This window comes from Aeromonas sp. S41-2 (assembly GCF_027705845.1).
GTDB classification, from domain to species: domain Bacteria; phylum Pseudomonadota; class Gammaproteobacteria; order Enterobacterales; family Aeromonadaceae; genus Aeromonas; species Aeromonas hydrophila.
Window position 1 is genome coordinate 914,824 of sequence record NZ_JAPDCG010000001.1, and the last position, 17,992, is coordinate 932,815.

Genomic DNA, 17,992 nt, shown 5'->3' on the forward strand with positions numbered 1-17,992 from the left:
CAGGCGCCGTTTCCGTCGGCCACATCCCGATATCCATGAATGGGTTATTGTGTTTTCTGTCATCCTGTTGGCACACTGCAAGCTGATCGTCTCTGCAATCGCCCGTGTGACAAGGATGTGTCCATGACAACTGCCAGGCCAGGTCGTAAACCCTTCTACGTGCATATCGCCACCCTCTTCATCCTGCTGTTCACCCTGCTCGGCAGCGCCCTCATCGCCTTGCAGTTCCAGCAAGGGGCGCGCCAGGGACTGGAGCACGAGCGACAGAACTTCCTGCAGTACCGCCAGCAGCTGGCCCTCGCCCTGCAACTGAACGAGCGGCCGGCCCGCATGTCGCTCAGCCTGTTGCGCAGCGGCCAGCTGGCCGCCATGACCACACTGACCGAACGCCTGGCCTACCTGCCACAACTGGCGGAGGTGCTGGCCAACAGCCCCAGCTATGGGGCCGTCTACGCCGGCTACGAAGATGGCGACTTCTTTCTGGTGCGCAAGCTGACCGAGCGGGCCAGAGCCCAGCTGGGGAGCGTACCGACCGCCAGTACCCTGCTGGTGCAGAGCCTCAGCCAGGGCAAGGGGGAATTTCTCTATTTCGATCAACGGCTGACCCTGCTCGAACGCCGTGCCATGCCGAACTACCGCTACGATCCCCGCAGCCGCGACTGGTACAAGCAGGCCCGCTGGCGCGCGGGGATCGCCACCACCAGCCCCTATCTCTTCTTCACCACCAAGGAGCCGGGCATGACGCTGGCGGTGGAGAGCGACGACCGGCGCGCCGTGATCGGGCTCGACACCAGCGTCGAGGGGCTGTCGGCCCTGATCGGCAAGCTGCAGCTGCCCGCCCAGAGCCAGGTGATCCTGTTCGATGAGTACGCCACCCTGCTGGCCGCCGACCCCAGACACCTGCCCAGCTTCGAGCAGCTGAGCCAGCTGCCCATGCTGGCGACCCTGCCCCACCCGGCCCTGCCGGATCTGCAGCAGCGGATCATCAGCCAGCCCACCCTGCTGAGCGAGCCGGCGGAGCTCAACCTGACCGCCGCCGATGGCAGTGACTGGCTGGTCAACCTCGCCCCCCTCGGGACCGACTCCCCCTTCCACATCGCCCTGCTGGTCTCGGCCGACCTGCTCTATCAGCAGGCCCGGGACGAAGCCCTGGTCAACCTGGGTTGGGCTCTGGCGGGCCTGCTGCTGCTGCTGCCGGTGATCTGGCTGGTCTCGCGGCGCACCGCCACCCCCCTGCTGGCGCTCACCAAGGAGGCGGAGCGGATCCAGCACTTCGATTTTGGCGAGAGCCGGGTCCCCGAGTCGGCCATCCGCGAGATCGACGATCTGGCCCGCACCATGTCGGGCATGCGGCTGACCCTCGGCAACTTCATGAACATGGGGCGGGCACTGGCGGCCGAACACCGCTTCGACTCCCTGCTCAGCCGCATCCTGCACGAGACCATCGCCGCGGTGCAGGCCGAAGGGGGTTGTCTCTATCTGGCCCAGGAGCGGGGCATGGTGGCGGTACAGGCGCTGTGGCGCCAAGCGCCGCTGCCGGCCGGACAGATCCGCTGGCAGCAGGTCCTGTTTGGCGAGCTGACCCGGGGCGAGCGGCTCAGCCTCGCCATCGACCAGAGTGGCTGGCAGCAGTATCTGGCCGACTGGGGGCCCTTCCCCGGCCCCTGCCAGCTGGTGGCCGAGCCGCTGCGCAACCACCGCCAGGAGCTGAGCGGCTGCCTGCTGCTGATCCTGCCTGACTGCCCGGCCCGCGAGCTGGCCTCGCGCATCAGCCTGATCGAAGCGCTGGCGGGCACCTCGGCCTCCGCCATCGAGAACCAGCGCCTGCTGGAAGAGCAGAAACAGCTGCTGGAATCCTTTATCGAGCTGATGGCTGGCGCCATCGACGCCAAGAGCCCCTACACCGGCGGCCACTGCCAGCGGGTGCCGGAGCTGACCCGGATGCTGACCGAGGCCGCCTGCGCCCAGCAGCAGGGACCGTTCGCCGAGTTTCGGCTCAACGAGGAGGAGTGGGAAGCCATCCATATCGCCAGCTGGCTGCACGACTGTGGCAAGGTGACCACCCCCGAGTTCGTGGTGGACAAGGCCACCAAGCTGGAGACCCTCTACGACCGGATCCACGAGATCCGCACCCGCTTCGAGGTGCTCAAGCGCGACGGCTACATCGAGGCGCTGGCGGCCCGCCTGCCGGCGTCCGAACGGGAAGCGGCCAGGAGCGAGGTGGCCCCGCTCTGGAGCACCCTGGATCAGGAGTTCACCTTCGTCGCCGAGTGCAACCTGGGCGGTGAGTGGATGGCGCCGGAGAAGCTGGCCAGGCTGGATGCCATCGCCAGCCGCACCTGGCTGCGCACCCTGGACGATCGACTCGGCATCAGCCGGGAGGAGCTCAAGCTGCGCCAGAACGAACCGGCCGCGCCGCTGCCCTGCGTCGAACCCCTGCTGGCGGACAAGGCCGCCCACCTCATCCCCCGCCCCGTTCACGATCAGCTGGACGAGCGCAACCCTTGGGGCTTCAAGGTGCGAGTGCCCACTCACCTCTACAACCGTGGCGAGCGCTACAACCTCGCCATCGGCCGCGGCACCCTCACCGAGGAGGAGCGCTACAAGATCAACGAGCACATCATCCAGACCATCCGCATGCTCGAACGCCTCCCCTTCCCCCGCCATCTGCGCAGCGTGCCCGAGATTGCCGGCGGCCACCACGAGCGGATGGACGGCAAGGGCTATCCGCGCCAGCTGCTGGGCAGCCAGATGAGCATCCCCGCCCGCATCATGGCCATCGCCGACATCTTCGAGGCGCTGACCGCCAGCGATCGCCCCTACAAATCGGGCAAGACGGTCTCCCAGTCGCTGGCCATCATGCAGAGCATGGTGCGCGAGCAGCACATCGATCCCGCCCTGTTTGCCCTGTTTGTCAGCAGCGGCATCTGGCACGACTATGCCGAGCGCTTCCTCGCCCCCGAGCAGCTGGATCCGGTGGATGAAACCGCCCTGCTGGCCGCACTGGCCTAGGGCGGGTCATATTTTCTTACATTTGCGGGCTGGCCTGAGCGCCCCCGGCTGGTTATAACGGTGCCCCTATAGCGAAGGGGGAGCAATAGACTCCCCCTCACTCTTTGTCACACCACACTGTTCAGGTTATCTATGTCAAAACATCTCATTGTGCTGGGCGCGCTGACGCTGTCCGGCTGCTCCCTGCTGTCTCCCCCCGCCCCCACCGTCACCCCGGTGCACCTGGCCGATGCCAGCCAGCGCGGCTTCTACATCGAGTGCAGCAGCATGACGGCCTGCTTCCAGCAGGCCAACCAGACCTGCCCGCAGGGCTACAAGGAGACCGATCGCCGCCAGCAGACGCTCTACAGCACCCAGTATCTAGGGGGCAGCTACGACGAAGACAAGAAGGTCTACAAGGCGGCCAAGCCCTATCGCGTCGCCAACACGGTCCACTCCCTGACCATCCAGTGTCCGGTCGACATGGGCATCACGCCACGCTGATCTGCGCCTCACGGCCGGCACGGGAGACCCAGGCCGGCCCTTCTCTTGTCTCACCAAGGACGAGCCTCTTATGTCACCCAGAATATGTCTGCTGGGCAGCATCTTGCTGTCCGGCTGCGCTCTGCTGCCGGCACCCGCCACCGTCAGCGAACTCCCCTCCGCCAATCCCGCCCAGCAACGCTTCCAGATCGAGTGCGGCGCGCCAGAGGAGTGCCAGCAACAGGCGCTCTTGAGCTGCCCCCACGGCTATCAGGAAGTCGATCGAAGCAAGCGCACCATCACCACTCACCAGATGAGCATGGGGGCCGCCGATCCGGTGACGGGATTTCGCCCAAGCCTCCCCCAGACCAGCACCTTCACCACCCACATGCTGCTGGTGCAGTGCCCCCGCACACCGGTACAACCACATCCACTTGGACGCTGACGAAAAAGGGCCCGCAGGTCCTTTTTCCATTGTCACCGCCACTCAGCCCGTCGCCTCGGCGTGCTGGCGGGCCAGCTCGTCGCTCATCAGCTCCCGCATCCTGAATTTTTGCAGCTTGCCGGTCACCGTCATGGGGTACTCCTCCACGAACCGGATGTATCTGGGCACTTTGAAATAGGCGATGCGGGCCGCCAGAAACTGTTTCAGCTCCTCCTCGCTGGCCTCCTGGCGGGGTCTGAGCTTGACCCAGGCGCACACCTCTTCGCCATAGCGCTCGCTGTCGACCCCGAACACCGCTGCATCCTGCACCGCCGGATGATCGTAAAGACGCTCTTCGATCTCGCGCGGATAGATGTTCTCGCCACCGCGGATGATCAGCTCCTTGCTGCGCCCGACAATCCGCACATAGCCCTCTTCATCCATGATGCCGATGTCCCCCGAGTGCAGCCACCCCTCCTGGTCGATGGTCTCCGCCGTCTTGACCGAGTCTTGCCAGTACCCCTGCATCACCCCGTTGCTGCGACAGCAGATTTCGCCCCGCTCGCCGATGGCGACTATCTCTCCGCTCGGGTCGACCAGCTTGATCTCGGTGTGGCCGATGGCGCGGCCGACCGTGGTGACCCGCTTGTCCAGCGGCGCATCGATGGCGGTCATGTGATTGATGGGGCTGCACTCGGTCTGGCCGTAGGCGATGGTCACCTCGGTCATGTGCATCAGGGTCTGCACCTTGCGCATCAAGGGCTCTGGGCAGATGGCACCGGCCATGATGCCGGTGCGCAGGGAGGAGAGATCGAACTGCTCAAACTCCGTCAGCTCCAGCTCGGCGATGAACATAGTCGGCACCCCGTGCAGGGCGGTGCAGCGCTCCTCGCTCACCATCCGCAAGGTGGCAGCCGGATCGAAGGCTTCGGCCGGAAACAGGGCACAGGCCCCCACGCTGATGCTGGCCAGGTTGCCAAGCACCATGCCGAAACAGTGGTAGAGCGGCACCGGGATGCAGAGCCGGTCCTGCTCGCTGAACGCCATGCCTTGCGCCACCTGGCGGCCGTTGTTGAGGATGTTGCTGTGGCTGAGGGTGGCCCCCTTGGGGTTACCCGTGGTACCCGAGGTGAACTGGATGTTGATGGCGTCATCGGGTTTGAGGGTGGCCGCCACCCGGGCCAGCCAGGCCGGGTCCTGCTGGTCGCCCAGTGCCAGCACCTCGGGGAAGTTGAGCATGCCGGCGCTTTGCTCCTCCCCGAGCCGGATCACCATCTCCAGGCTCGGCAGCCGGGATGATGCAAGGTGGCCAGGTGGGCAGTGCTCTAGTTCTGGCGCCAACTCCCCCAGCATGGCGAGGTAGTCGCAGCCCTTGAACGCACTGGCACAGATGAGGGCCCGACAGCCCACGTTGTTGATGGCAAAGGCCAGCTCGTAACTGCGGTAGGCGGGGTTGATGCAGACCATGATGGCCCCGATGCGGGCCGTGGCAAATTGCACCAGGCACCACTCGATGTTGTTCGGCGACCAGATGCCCACCCGCTCCCCCGGCCGGATCCCGAGCGCCAGCAGGCCCAGCGCCAACCTGTCTATCTGGGTCAGGTATTCACGGTAGTTCCAGCGGATCTGCTGGTGGCGCACCACCACTGCGGGCCGGTCGGGGAAACGTTCCGCGATCTGTTGCAGGTAGGCGCCTATGGTCTGATGAAGCAGCGGCTGATCGCAGGGACCGGCCCGGTAGCTGAGCAGTGAGGTCATGGGGTGACTCCTGGCAAGATAGGTTGGACGTGCCTACTGCTCGGCTGGCGTGTTTTTGCAGCCTGTTACATTAATGTAAAAACAAGGCCTGTAAAAGACTCACTTTGGTCTAATGCCGGCCATAAAAAACGGCCAACCGAAGTTGACCGTATGACAAGGCGCGAGCCGGATCAGAACAGCAGGTGGGCCACCCCGGCGATGACCGGCAGGGTGATCAGGGTACGCAGCAGGAAGATCACGAACAGCTCCCACAACTTGACCGGGATCTTGCTGCCCAGCAGCAGGGCGCCCACTTCCGACATGTAGATGAGCTGGGTCACCGACATGGCGGCGATAACGAAGCGAGTGATGTCGCTCTCGATGGTGGACGCCAGCACCGCCGGGATGAACATGTCGGCGAAGCCAACCATGATGGTCTTGGAGGCCGCTTCCGCCTCCGGCAGTTGCAGCAGCTCCAACAAGGGCACGAAGGGGGCCCCCAGCCAGTTGAAAATGGAGGTATGCTCGGCCAGCATCAGGGCGCAGGTGCCGATGGCCATCACCACCGGCAGCACGCCGAAGATCATGTCCAGTGCGTTCTTCACCCCTTCCCGTGCCACTGCCCCCATGTCGGTCATGCCCTCGGCCTTGGTCAGGGCCCGCTCATAGCCGTAGCTCAGCACGCTGTGCTGGTGCGGCACCGACTCCTGCTTGCGACACAGGGGAGTACCGTCACTGTAGACATCCTTCTTCCAGCAAAGCGGCGGCAGGCGCGGCACCACGATGGCGGCCACCACCCCGGCCAGACAGACGGTCAGGTAGAAGGGCACGAACATGTGCTCCAACCGAACCTGGGAGATCACCACCAAGCAGAAGGTGATGGAGACGGCAGAGAAGGTGGTGCCGATGACGGCCGCTTCCCGCTGGGTGTAGAACTTGCCTTCGTACTGTTTGCTGGTCAGCAGAATGCCTACGCTGCCATCCCCCAGCCAGGAGGCGAAACAGTCCACCGCAGAGCGACCGGGCAGACGGAACACCGGGCGCATGATGCGGGTCATCATGGTGCCGACAAACTCCAGCAGACCGAAATCGAGCAGCAACGGCAGCAGCAGGCCGGCGAAGATGAAGACGGAGAACAGCACCGGCAGCAGATCATGCAGCACCAGGCCGCCGGTCGCATCGGAGCTCAGGGCCGCCGGGCCCGCCTCAAAGAAGGTCAGCAACACGAAGATGCCGCCCAGTACCCGAACGCAGGCCCAGAAAGGGGAGACGTTGAACAGGCTGTTGAGGAAGGGGCGTCTGACCAGGATCGCCGGCTTGAACAGCCAGGCTACCAGCGTCATCAGCATGGTGGTGGTGATGATGGCGCTGACCATGGCCACCAGATAATCGGCAAACACCGTCTGTACCAGCTTCGCCAGCACGGCCACAGGGATGGTGACGTTTCCGTCATAGATGACGGGGGTCATGAACAGCAGGATCCCGATGAGTGACGGGACCAGGAACATCAGCACGTTGCGGCGGGTATTGAGCGCAGGTGCTTGCAGAGTCTTTTCCAGCATGGTCTACAGCCTTAATGTTACTTTTCCTTAGCCAGGCAAACCTGCATATCCATGCTCTCGCCCGGCAAAACGGGCGCAAGAATACCCCAATAAAATGCACAAACAAGCTTTTAATGGATCATTTCAAGCATAAATATTTATACAGGCAAACCTTCCATAAGAATGCACGCAAGCAGATACGCATATCAATTCATTGCAATTGGTTAGCACATTGTTTCAGCAAGGTTACATTCAGGTGCGCAGTATAATCAGTTGCGGTTGGCAGGCAATAAGTGACATAAGAAATATATCTATATGGTGATCCGGTCGATCCCCATAAAAAAACCGGAGCCTGGGAAGGCTCCGGTTTCTCAGCACCGGGTGGCGGTATCACGACCGCGCACGGGATGCAGGTCAGTCACGCACATAGATGACTTCTACGCCATCATCGTCTTCGTCGTCCCACTCGTCGTCGTCCAGCGATTCATCAAACGCCTTGGAGGCAGCCAGCGCATCGGCTTCAGCCTTGGCCAGCTGGTTCTTGTGGTAGTCGTCCCACTTGAACTCCACCTTCTCGATGGCGTCTTTGGCATCTTCCGCCAGCTGACGGGGCATGGTGTCCAGCAGGTCCAGGATGTCGTAGCAGACCTTCTTGGTCCCTTCCTTGCTGATAGCAGTGATGGCGTAGACAGGGCCTTCATGATTGAGGGCGGTCTTGACGCGATCCATCACTTCCTGCGCCTCTTCTTCCAGGATCAGGTCCATCTTGTTGAACACCAGCCAGCGCGGCTTGCTCGCCAGTTCCGGGCTGTACTTTTCCAGCTCCCGGACTATGGTCACCGCATTTTCGGCCGGATCAGAACCATCGACCGGGCAGATGTCCACCAGATGGATCAGCACGCGGCAGCGCTCGAGGTGCTTGAGGAAGCGGATACCGAGGCCAGCGCCTTCGGCGGCACCTTCGATCAGACCGGGAATGTCGGCGATGACGAAGGAGCGGGAGTTCTCCCCACGCACCACGCCGAGGTTCGGTACCAGGGTGGTAAAGGGGTAATCGGCCACTTTCGGACGGGCCGCGGAGACGGCGCGGATGAAGGTGGACTTGCCGGCGTTGGGCAGGCCCAGCATGCCGACGTCGGCCAGCAGCAACAGCTCCAGCTTAAGGGTGCGCACTTCACCCGGGGTACCGTTGCTCTTCTGGCGCGGCGCCCGGTTGACGGAGCTCTTGAAACGGGTGTTGCCAAGACCGTGGAAGCCGCCCTTGGCGACCAGCAGCTTCTGCTCGTGGTGAGTCAGGTCACCCAGCAGTTCGCCGGTGTCTTCATCGCTGGCGCGGGTGCCGACCGGTACGCGCAGGATCCTGTCCTTGCCGCGACGGCCGGTACAGTTGGCGCTCTGGCCATTCTCGCCACGTTCGGCGGCGTGAAAACGCTCGAAACGGTAGTCGATCAGGGTGTTCAGGTTTTCATCGGCAACCAGATATACGTCGCCACCGTCACCGCCGTCACCGCCGTCCGGGCCGCCGTTCGGAATGTACTTCTCACGGCGAAAGCTCACACAACCGTTACCACCGTCACCGGCATCGACTCGAATCTGGACTTCATCAACAAACTTCATAGGTAACCGTCACCTTAATTCGAAAAACCGATACGCAATTATAGTGGTACAGACCCCTGCGGGCGATACGCATCTTGCCAAGCATGCCCTTTCAGAGCCAGGGTCAGCTGCGTGCCGTTTTTTCGTAAACTGCTGCAGAAAAACAAAAGCCCCGCCTGTTGGCGGGGCTTCGGATCCTTGCGGTCCGTAATTACTCAGCAACGATGCTAACGTACTTACGGTTCAGCGGACCTTTAACTTCGAACAGGATTTTACCAGTCGCAGTAGCGAACAGGGTGTGATCCTTGCCCAGACCAACGTTGGTACCGGCGTGGAACTTGGTGCCACGCTGACGAACGATGATGCTGCCAGCCAGAACTGTTTCGCCGCCGAAACGCTTCACGCCCAGGCGTTTAGCTTCTGAATCGCGGCCGTTGCGGGATGAACCGCCAGCTTTTTTGTGTGCCATCTATCGTACTCCTCTAATTAAGCGCTGATGCCAGTGATTTTGACTTCAGTGAACCACTGACGGTGGCCCGCTTGCTTACGGTGGTGCTTACGACGACGGAACTTGACGATAGTCACTTTCTCGCCACGGCCGTGAGCCACAACTTCAGCTACAACCTTGCCACCTTCAACGAAAGGAGCACCTACTTTAAAAGTGTCGCCTGCAGCAACCATCAGCACTTCGTTGAAGTCGATGGTAGCGCCAGTCTCAACGTTCAGCTTTTCCAGACGAACGATTTGACCTTCGGCCACACGGTGTTGTTTTCCGCCGCTTTGGAATACCGCGTACATTTGATTAACTCCGTAAAGGCGTGTCTTTTGCTCAAGGCCAGACACGCGCAAAAACCTATAACAATGGGCCGGCATTCTACGCAAATCGATTTGCTCAGGCAAGGCCAATTTAGCAAAAAGTTTATTTTGTGCGCATATCTGCCGCCGTGAACAAACGCTTAACTGTAACCCATTGTGAAATCGTGTAGAATCCCCGCCATTGCTAAAATCGCAGTCATCACTGCCGTCACGTTACGAGACTTATGGACCAACAGACTATCCGTGCGCTCTGTGCCGCCGACATGACGGCGGTCAATGAACTGATCCTGGCGAGACTCCAGTCCGATGTCAGCCTGATCAACCAGCTGGGTTTCTATATTGTCAGTGCAGGCGGGAAACGGATGCGTCCCATGCTGACCGTCATGGCCGCCCGCGCACTGGGATACGAAGGTGAAGATCACCTGAAACTGGCTGCCATCATCGAATTCATTCATACCTCCACCCTGCTGCACGACGACGTGGTCGACGAATCCGACCTGCGCCGCGGCCGGGAAACCGCCAATGCCCTGTTCGGCAATGCCGCCAGCGTGCTGGTCGGTGACTATCTCTACAGCCGCTCCTTCCAGATGATGAGCGAGCTCTCCAACCTGCGGGTGATGGAGCTCCTCTCCGATGCCACCAATACCATCGCCGAAGGGGAAGTGTTGCAGCTGATGAACTGCAACGATCCGGATACCACCGAAGAGAGCTACATGACGGTCATCTACTGCAAGACCGCCAAGCTGTTCGAGGCGGCCACCCGCCTCGCCGCCGTGCTGACCCATCAGCCCGCGCCCGTCGAGCAGGCCATGACCGACTACGGCAAGTATCTGGGCACCGCCTTCCAGATCATCGACGATGTGATGGACTACTGCTCCCAGAGCGACGAGATGGGCAAGAACGTCGGCGACGATCTGGCCGAAGGCAAACCCACCCTGCCGCTGCTGCGGGCCATGAAAGTGGGTAGCCCGGAAGAGCGCCAGCTGGTGCGCGATGCCATCGAGCACCGCAACGGCATGGAGCACCTCGACCGGATCCTGGCCATCCTCGACCGTACCGGCGCGCTGGAATACTCCCGCATGCGGGCCCGGGAAGAGGCCGACAAGGCCATCGCGGCCCTCGCCATCCTGCCGGACTCCCAGCACAAACAGGCATTGGCAACACTGGCCCACATGGCGGTCCAGCGCAGCGCCTGATGCCAGTTGGAGCACAATAAAAAAGAGGCCAAAGGGCCTCTTTTTTATTGTCCGGCAAGCACAGTCTGGCTCACTCAGCACCATCCTCTAACGCGCCAGCGCCCACAGAATAACGGCCCCGGCCACCACCAGACAGCCGCCGATGCGGCGCAGCTGCTCGGTGGGCTGCTCGCTCAGCAGCCGCAACATCTGTTGCCAGGCGCGAGGCATCAGCAACGGTCCCAGCCCCTCGAACAGCAACAGCAAGCCCAGCCCCATCAAGATGGATGTCAGCATCACCTCTCCTCTCAACAACTATGTCCACAAGCTGCCGGAGCACCGGCAACCCCCTGACCGCCAAACAAAAGGGCCTGAATCATCAGGCCCTTGGGTATCATTGCGACTCGCTTACTGCTTGCTGCCGTGCGGCGACTTGAGGTAGCGGAAGAACTCGCTGTCCGGCTTGAGGACCATCAGGTCATTGCCACCGGCGAAGCTCTTGCGATAGGCCTCCATGCTGCGCACGAAGCTGAAAAACTCGGGGTCTTTCTTGTAGCTGTCGGCATAGATCTTGGCGGCCTCGGCATCCCCTTCACCACGCAGCTGACGGGCGTTACTCTCGGCGTCGGCGATCATCACGGTCACCTTGCGGTCGATGTCGGCGCGCAGGATCTCGGCCTGCTCGCGGCCCTGGGAGCGATGCTCACGGGCTACCGCAGTCCGCTCGGCACGCATCCGCTGATAGATGGAGCTGGAGACTTCCACCGGCAGGTTGATCTGCTTGATGCGCACATCCACCACCTTGATGCCGAGCTCGGAGGAGCGCGCCATCTTCATCAGGGCATCTTCCATCACGGTACTGCGCTCACCGGAGACGATGTCCTTGATGGTGCGGTTACCGATCTCGGAACGCAGACCGTTGTTGATCTTGCGCTTGAGCAGGTCTTCGGCCTGGATCTTGTTGCCACCACCGGTCGCCAGGTAGTACTTGGAGAAGTCCTCGATCTTCCACTTCACGTAGGAGTCGATGATGAGGTCCTTCTTCTCGGACGTAACGAAGCGATCCGCCTGGCCTTCCAGGGTCTGGATGCGGGCATCCATCTTGCGTACCTGGTCGATGAGCGGCACTTTGAAGTGCAGGCCCGGCTCGTACAGGCGCGGTTCACCGGAGTCGACCCGCTTCACCTTGCCGAACTGCACGACGATGCCCTTCTGACCTTCATCGACGATGAAGACCGACGAGAAGCAGACCATGGCGGCCACAGCGATGACACCAATAGCTATCTTTTTCATCTATTAGTTTCTCCCTGAGCTGAAACGGTCGCCGCTACGCAGCGGAGTCGGAGTGGAGTTGGCCCCTTCGTTGGACGGCGGGGTCTGTTCCACCACCGGCGCACCTGCCGGACGGGCCGGTTGCACTGCGGTCGCCTTGCCGGAAAGCTTGTCGAGCGGCAGATAGATCATGCTGTTGTTGCCAGCCGGCATGTCGACCACCACCTTGTTGGCCTGCTGATACAGCTCTTCCATGGTCTCCAGGTAGATACGGTCACGGGTCAACTCGGGCGCAGCCTGATACTGGGGCAGCAACTCGTTGAAGCGAGCAACTTCACCCTTGGCCTTCAGCACGATCTGGGACTTGTAGGCTTCAGCCTCCTGCTCCAGACGCTTGACCTGGCCACGGGCCTTCGGCTCCACTTCACGGGCATAGGCTTCGGCTTCACGAATGAAGCGCTGTTCATCTTCCTGGGCGGAGATGGCGTCATCGAAGGCGTCTTTCACCTCTTCCGGCGGACGTGCCGGCAGGAAGTTGACGTCGACGATCTGCAGACCCATGTGATATGGCTCGATGATGCTGTCGATCACCTGCCAGGTCTCCTGGCGCACCTTCTCACGACCGGTAGTCAGCACGTCGTCCATCCGGGTGTGACCCACCACGTAACGCAGGGCGCTGTCGGTGGCCTGACTCAGGCTCTCGTCGGCGTTGGTGACGCTGAACAGATACTGCTCCGGGTCGACCACGCGATACTGCACGTCCATCTCGACCCGCACCACGTTCTCGTCCTGGGTCAGCATGAAGCCGGAAGCCGGCAGGGAGCGGACCGATTCCACGTCCACGGGGATCACCCGGTCGATGAAGGTCGGCTTCCAGCGCAGGCCAGGATCCACGTTGTGGGAGTACTCGCCAAAGCGCAGCACCACGCCCCGCTCGGCTTCACGAATGGTATAGAAGCCGCTGACGACCCACACCACTACCGCCACCACCAGAGCGATGGAGAGGCCAAACTTGCCTACATCGCCACCACCAGACTTGCCGCCACCGAGCAGACCACCAAACCGGCGGCTCACCTTGCGCAGCATCTCGTCCAAATCAGGGGGTCCCTGATTCTTGCCGTTGTTCCCCCAGGGGTCACGGTCTTTGCCGTTGTTACCAGGCTCATTCCAAGCCATCAGCGTCTCCATTAATACATGCGGATGGATATCATCTCTATCGGGCCATCAACCGTTGATGAAGCCAGCAAACATTCATCTCATCGACGAATCAATGCCTGATAAAGCGTTGTAAACTCTCACCTTCTTGTTTCATGAGGCGGTTCCAGTCAGCCAGTTGCAGGCGGACTTCCAACACAAAATCCCCCTCCTCGCTGAAACCTTCCTGCTCGATGCCCTTGAGGCGATAGAGCGCACTGCGCAATCTGGCGGCCGAAGGCGGCAACTGCAGGGTATGGTGCACCATGGATCCGGCCAGCAATTCAGTCAGGGCCGTAAACAGGTCTGCACATCCTTCCCCGGTCTGGGCTGACAGCCAGACCCGCACCGGGCGCCCCTCTTCGTCACGCTCCAGCCCGACCGGATGTTCACCCAGCTTGTCGATCTTGTTGCAGATCATCAGCTGGGGTCGGTCATCGGCTTCGATCTCGGCCAGCACCTGCTGCACCGACTCGATATTTTCCTGCATCTGCTCATCGGCACAGTCCACCACGTGCAGCAGCAAGTCCGCTTCGCGGGTCTCCTGCAGCGTCGCCTTGAAGGCCGCGACCAGATCATGGGGCAAGTGTCGAATAAATCCAACTGTATCCGCCAGAATCACATCACCCACATCCTGGATCACCAATTTGCGCAGGGTCGGATCCAGGGTTGCGAACAATTGGTCGGCAGCATACACGCTGGCAGCTGTAAGTTGGTTGAACAAAGTGGACTTTCCGGCGTTGGTGTAACCCACCAGGGAAACGGTCGGCACCTCGTTGCGGTTGCGGGCACGACGCCCCTGCTCCCGCTGTTTGGCCACCTTGTCGAGCCGACGCAAAATCGCCTTGATGCGCTCACGCAACAGGCGACGGTCGGTTTCCAGCTGAGTTTCACCCGGGCCGCGCAGGCCGATCCCGCCCTTCTGACGTTCAAGGTGGGTCCAGCCTCGCACCAGGCGAGTTGAAAGATGGCGTAACTGGGCCAGTTCGACCTGCAACTTGCCTTCGTGGGTACGGGCGCGCTGGGCAAAGATATCGAGGATCAGGCCGGTCCTGTCCACTACCCGGCACTGGAACAGACGCTCCAGGTTGCGCTCCTGGGCAGGGGTCAGGGCATGGTTGAAGATGACGACGTCGGCATCCAGCATCTGGACCTGGGACGCTATCTCTTCAGCCTTGCCGCTACCGACAAAAAATTTGGCGCTGGGCGCACTGCGGCTGGTGGTGATCACCCCCAGCGCATTGACCCCGGCCGAGCTCACCAGCATCTTGAGCTCTTCCAGATCCTCCCGCTCACCCTCATCACTGAAGTTGACATGTACCAGAACGGCCTGTTCGCCGGCTTCATAACGGTCAAACAAGCGCTTGCTCCTTGACAGGAATCATGATGAATCTGGGTTGACGAGTCGCCTCGTCCCGGGATATCACGCCTCGGCTTCACCCTGCTCTTCGCCAGCCGCGCCCGGCGCATGCTGGTGGTGGTTGACGGCACGGGCCGGCACCACGGTAGAGATGGCGTGCTTGTAGACCATCTGGCTCACGGTGTTCTTCAGCAAAATGACAAACTGGTCAAACGATTCGATCTGACCCTGCAGTTTGATGCCGTTCACCAAATAGATAGAAACAGGAATCCGCTCACGGCGCAGCGCATTCAAAAACGGGTCTTGGAGAGATTGCCCCTTAGCCATCTTCTTTTCCTTATAGTTTGTTGTTTTTAAACACCGGATATCAATATAACAACCTGATTATACAGGAGTGTCAAGCCACTCCGGCACGGGCGACGACCCTTGCCAGATTGCCAGACTCACCAGATTCCAACCAGGTCACATCAGACCAACCGCGCAACCAGGTCATTTGACGCTTGGCCAACTGGCGGGTGGCAACAATTCCGCGATAGCGCATCTCATCATACTCCACTTCCCCCGCCAGGTAGTCCCACATTTGGCGGTATCCCACGCAGCGGATGGAGGGAAGATCCGGGGTGAGATCGCCCCGTTGGTAGAGCGCCCTGACTTCCTGTTCAAAGCCGCCCTGCAGCATCTTGTCAAAGCGCAGCTCGATACGCTGGTGCAGCACGGCGCGATCGCTCGGTGCGATGGCAAACTGCAGCACCCGATAGGGCAGCCCCTCCCCCTGCACCTGGGTCAGCTCGGTGAGCGTCTTGCCGCTGATGCGGTAGACCTCGAGCGCCCGGCTGAGCCGCTGCGGGTCATTGGGATGGATGCGGGCACCAGCCACCGGGTCGATGCGCACCAGTTCATCGTGCAGAGCCTGCCAGCCAAGGCGAGCGGCCTCCTCCTCGATGCCGGCCCGAATGACGGGGTCGGCGGAGGGCAGCGGAGAGAGCCCCTCCAGCAGCGCCTTGAAATAGAGCATGGTGCCGCCCACCAGCAGCGGAATGCGGCCGCGCTCGGCAATCTCTTTCATCTCCCGCAGCGCATCCTTGCAAAAATCGGCCGCCGAATAGCTCACGGCGGGGTCCAGGATGTCGATCAGCCGGTGCGGCGCCAACGCCAGCTCGGCGGCACTCGGTTTGGCGGTGCCGATATCCATGCCGCGATAGATGAGCGCGGAATCCACGCTGATGATGTCGCAGGGCAGCGCCTGGCACAGTTCGATGGCGAGATCCGTCTTGCCGGAGGCCGTCGGCCCCATCAGAAAAATTGCAGTCGGCAAGTCAGCCACGTGAAAAACTCCCCTTGCATGGTCGCCACCCGTGCGGCGCACCTGCAAAAAACTGGTTTATGGGTTCAAGAGGGGCATTCCCCTCAATGGCCATCGGCGAACTCGGCCAGCACGCTCGTCAGCGCCAGCGGGCGCACCATGCGAACGTCTGCCAGTTGGTCACTGAAATCGGCTACAAGTTCCGTCAGCAGACGGCTGGCCGTGGCAAAATCGTATACTTTTTCGCGACTTATCCCTTGTTCCACCAGCCATTGGCATAGTACTTCAGCCTGCTGGCCGGCATCACTGTCAGATCCGCTCTCGATCAGTTGCAACAATTCGGGTAATAAGCGCACCAGATCGGTCTGGCGCAGCAACGCTGGCACCCGAGTCAGGATCATGGTGTCGCGCCCGCCGCTTTTCAACTCCAGCCCCATCCGTTTGAGCAAACGATCCTGCTGCTCGACCAGCGCGACCAGATTTTTCGGCAGCTTGAAGGAGACCGGCAACAGCAGCGGCTGGGCAGCCAGCCCCTGACCCCAGGTTTCCAGCAGCCAGTGGCGCAGCAGCAGGCGCTCGGCCCGCACCAGCGACAGCAGGGCCAGCCGGTTGTCTCGCTCCAGCAGCAGATAAGCCTGTTCCACCAGGGTCAAAGCCCGCCACGTCCCCGCTTTGGCGGGCACGGCAGCGGCAACAGGCGCGGTTTCAGCCACTGCCAGCGGCGTGCCCTGCACCGCCGGCAGGGTGGTGAGCAGCGATCCCATGCCGCGCATCGCCTCCCGGCTGGGGGGCTCGGGCGGCTGGTAGTTGCCCGCTCTCCCTGCACCACTCCCTTCCCGCACTTCCCGGGCCGGCGCCCGGTAGTTGTGCTCGGCGCCATACCACTCGGCTCTGGGGGCCTGACCCGGATACTCGATGGGGGCACTGACCGGCAGCTCGACCAGGGTCTCGGCCAGGGGCTCATCGCTGGCTGCTCCTTGCTGGCGCAGGGCAGTAAACAGCGCCTGGAAGATGAAGTCGTGAATGAGGCGGGCCTGATGAAAGCGCACCTCGTGCTTGGCCGGATGGACGTTGACATCCACCTGACGGGGATCCAGCTCGATGTAGAGCACGTAGGCCGCGAACCGGTCGGCCGGCAGCAGCTCGTCATAAGCCTGGCGGATGGCGTGGTTGATGAGCTTGTCGCGCATCATGCGGCCATTGACATAGGTGTATTGCAGATCGTTCTGCGGCCTGGCGCCCTTCGGGGTCGCCAGCCAGCCCCACAGCCGCACGTCGCTGTGCTCGCTCTCTACCGCCAGCGCGTGATGCATGAAGGGAGAGCCGCACACCGCGGCGAGTCGGCGCTCCTGCTCTGCTACCGTATTGGCGGCCTTGTACTGGCGCACCACCTTGCCGTTGTGGCGCAGGATCAGGGTGACGTCGAAGCGGGAGAGCGCGATGCGGCGCACCAGCTCGTCGATGTGGGCGAACTCGGTCTTTTCGCTGCGCATGAACTTGCGCCGCGCCGGGGTGTTGAAGAATAGGTCTACCACCTCTACCGTGGTACCCACCGGGTGGGCCGCCGGCTTGACGGTGACGCTCATCTCCCGCCCTTCGGCCTGCGCCTGCCAGGCCTCGCTCTGCTCCGCCGTGCGGGAGGTGAAGGTGAGCCGGGAGACCGAACTGATGGAGGCGAGCGCCTCACCGCGAAAGCCCAGGCTGTTGATCCCTTCCAGATCGTCGAGGGTCGCGACCTTGGAGGTGGCGTGGCGCGACAGTGCCAGCACCAGCTCATCCTTGGCGACACCACCGCCGTTGTCGCGAATGCGAATGAGCTTGGCTCCGCCCTTGTCGATGTCGATTTCGACCCGGTCGGCCCCCGCATCCAGGCTGTTTTCCACCAGCTCCTTGACCACGGAGGAGGGCCGCTCCACCACCTCACCGGCAGCAATCTGGTTGGCCAGAATCGGCGGCAATATACGGATCGGCATCGCTTACTCCTGCTGGTTGAACGGGGTGGCTGTGGCAACCGCCCCGGATGAGAGCCACGCCGCCGTATCGCAGCCCACGCTCGTCTGGCTGGCCAGAACAGGGGACAAGGTACGGATCGGCATCACT

16 protein-coding genes are annotated in these 17,992 nt (G+C 61.8%); 4 read left to right on the forward strand and 12 right to left on the reverse strand.

The features are described 5' to 3' along the window. Positions 1 to 39 precede the first annotated feature (39 nt). From OKC44_RS04210 to OKC44_RS04220, 3 genes are all read left to right on the forward strand, one after another. Positions 40 to 3,012, forward strand: a complete 2,973-nt coding sequence (locus OKC44_RS04210; protein WP_270811237.1) for an HD domain-containing phosphohydrolase — start codon at positions 40 to 42, stop codon at positions 3,010 to 3,012. 132 nt (positions 3,013 to 3,144) lie between these two features. Then, positions 3,145 to 3,495 carry a hypothetical protein gene (locus OKC44_RS04215; protein WP_024944334.1) on the forward strand — a complete coding sequence of 117 codons (351 nt, stop codon included), beginning with the start codon at positions 3,145 to 3,147 and terminating at the stop codon, positions 3,493 to 3,495. Between the two features lie 70 nt (positions 3,496 to 3,565). After that, positions 3,566 to 3,919, forward strand: coding sequence for a hypothetical protein (locus OKC44_RS04220; protein ID WP_270811240.1), 354 nt, complete (start codon positions 3,566 to 3,568; stop codon positions 3,917 to 3,919). Between the two features lie 42 nt (positions 3,920 to 3,961). Here OKC44_RS04220 and OKC44_RS04225 read toward each other — a convergent pair whose 3' ends face one another. From OKC44_RS04225 to rplU, 5 genes are all read right to left on the reverse strand, one after another. After that, a complete protein-coding gene (locus OKC44_RS04225; protein WP_270811242.1) occupies positions 3,962 to 5,656 on the reverse strand; it encodes an AMP-binding protein in 1,695 nt (564 codons plus the stop codon). 170 nt (positions 5,657 to 5,826) lie between these two features. After that, positions 5,827 to 7,197 carry a YjiH family protein gene (locus tag OKC44_RS04230; protein ID WP_270811244.1) on the reverse strand — a complete coding sequence of 457 codons (1,371 nt, stop codon included), beginning with the start codon at positions 7,195 to 7,197 and terminating at the stop codon, positions 5,827 to 5,829. A 393-nt stretch (positions 7,198 to 7,590) separates the two neighbouring features. Continuing rightward, positions 7,591 to 8,793, reverse strand: a complete 1,203-nt coding sequence (cgtA, locus tag OKC44_RS04235) for an Obg family GTPase CgtA (RefSeq protein WP_011704870.1) — start codon at positions 8,791 to 8,793, stop codon at positions 7,591 to 7,593. Positions 8,794 to 8,983: 190 nt separating this feature from the next. After that, entirely contained in the window at positions 8,984 to 9,241 is a 258-nt protein-coding gene (gene rpmA, locus OKC44_RS04240; RefSeq protein ID WP_005339028.1) for a 50S ribosomal protein L27, read from the reverse strand. Positions 9,242 to 9,258: 17 nt separating this feature from the next. Beyond that, positions 9,259 to 9,570, reverse strand: coding sequence for a 50S ribosomal protein L21 (gene rplU, locus OKC44_RS04245; protein ID WP_005304210.1), 312 nt, complete (start codon positions 9,568 to 9,570; stop codon positions 9,259 to 9,261). A 242-nt stretch (positions 9,571 to 9,812) separates the two neighbouring features. Between rplU and ispB the strand changes: the two genes are divergently transcribed. After that, entirely contained in the window at positions 9,813 to 10,784 is a 972-nt protein-coding gene (gene ispB / locus OKC44_RS04250; RefSeq protein ID WP_270811246.1) for an octaprenyl diphosphate synthase, read from the forward strand. Between the two features lie 87 nt (positions 10,785 to 10,871). Here the strand turns inward: ispB and OKC44_RS04255 are convergent, their stop codons facing one another. From OKC44_RS04255 to mutL, 7 genes are all read right to left on the reverse strand, one after another. Continuing rightward, positions 10,872 to 11,060, reverse strand: coding sequence for a DUF2065 domain-containing protein (locus tag OKC44_RS04255; RefSeq protein ID WP_011704868.1), 189 nt, complete (start codon positions 11,058 to 11,060; stop codon positions 10,872 to 10,874). 111 nt (positions 11,061 to 11,171) lie between these two features. After that, the gene (gene hflC / locus OKC44_RS04260) at positions 11,172 to 12,056 is read right to left on the reverse strand and encodes a protease modulator HflC (RefSeq protein WP_011704867.1); all 885 of its coding nucleotides are present in this window, start codon (positions 12,054 to 12,056) and stop codon (positions 11,172 to 11,174) included. 3 nt (positions 12,057 to 12,059) lie between these two features. After that, on the reverse strand, positions 12,060 to 13,211 hold the full coding sequence (hflK, locus tag OKC44_RS04265) for an FtsH protease activity modulator HflK (RefSeq protein WP_016349609.1): 1,152 nt from the start codon (positions 13,209 to 13,211) through the stop codon (positions 12,060 to 12,062). Between the two features lie 91 nt (positions 13,212 to 13,302). After that, positions 13,303 to 14,589 carry a ribosome rescue GTPase HflX gene (hflX, locus tag OKC44_RS04270; RefSeq protein WP_011704865.1) on the reverse strand — a complete coding sequence of 429 codons (1,287 nt, stop codon included), beginning with the start codon at positions 14,587 to 14,589 and terminating at the stop codon, positions 13,303 to 13,305. Between the two features lie 63 nt (positions 14,590 to 14,652). After that, positions 14,653 to 14,916, reverse strand: coding sequence for an RNA chaperone Hfq (gene hfq / locus OKC44_RS04275; protein WP_011704864.1), 264 nt, complete (start codon positions 14,914 to 14,916; stop codon positions 14,653 to 14,655). Between the two features lie 70 nt (positions 14,917 to 14,986). Next, positions 14,987 to 15,904, reverse strand: coding sequence for a tRNA (adenosine(37)-N6)-dimethylallyltransferase MiaA (miaA, locus tag OKC44_RS04280; RefSeq protein ID WP_011704863.1), 918 nt, complete (start codon positions 15,902 to 15,904; stop codon positions 14,987 to 14,989). A gap of 92 nt (positions 15,905 to 15,996) precedes the next feature. Further along, positions 15,997 to 17,865: a DNA mismatch repair endonuclease MutL gene (gene mutL / locus OKC44_RS04285; protein WP_270811247.1), complete on the reverse strand. Its 1,869-nt coding sequence runs from the start codon at positions 17,863 to 17,865 to the stop codon at positions 15,997 to 15,999. Between the last annotated feature and the right edge of the window lie 127 nt (positions 17,866 to 17,992).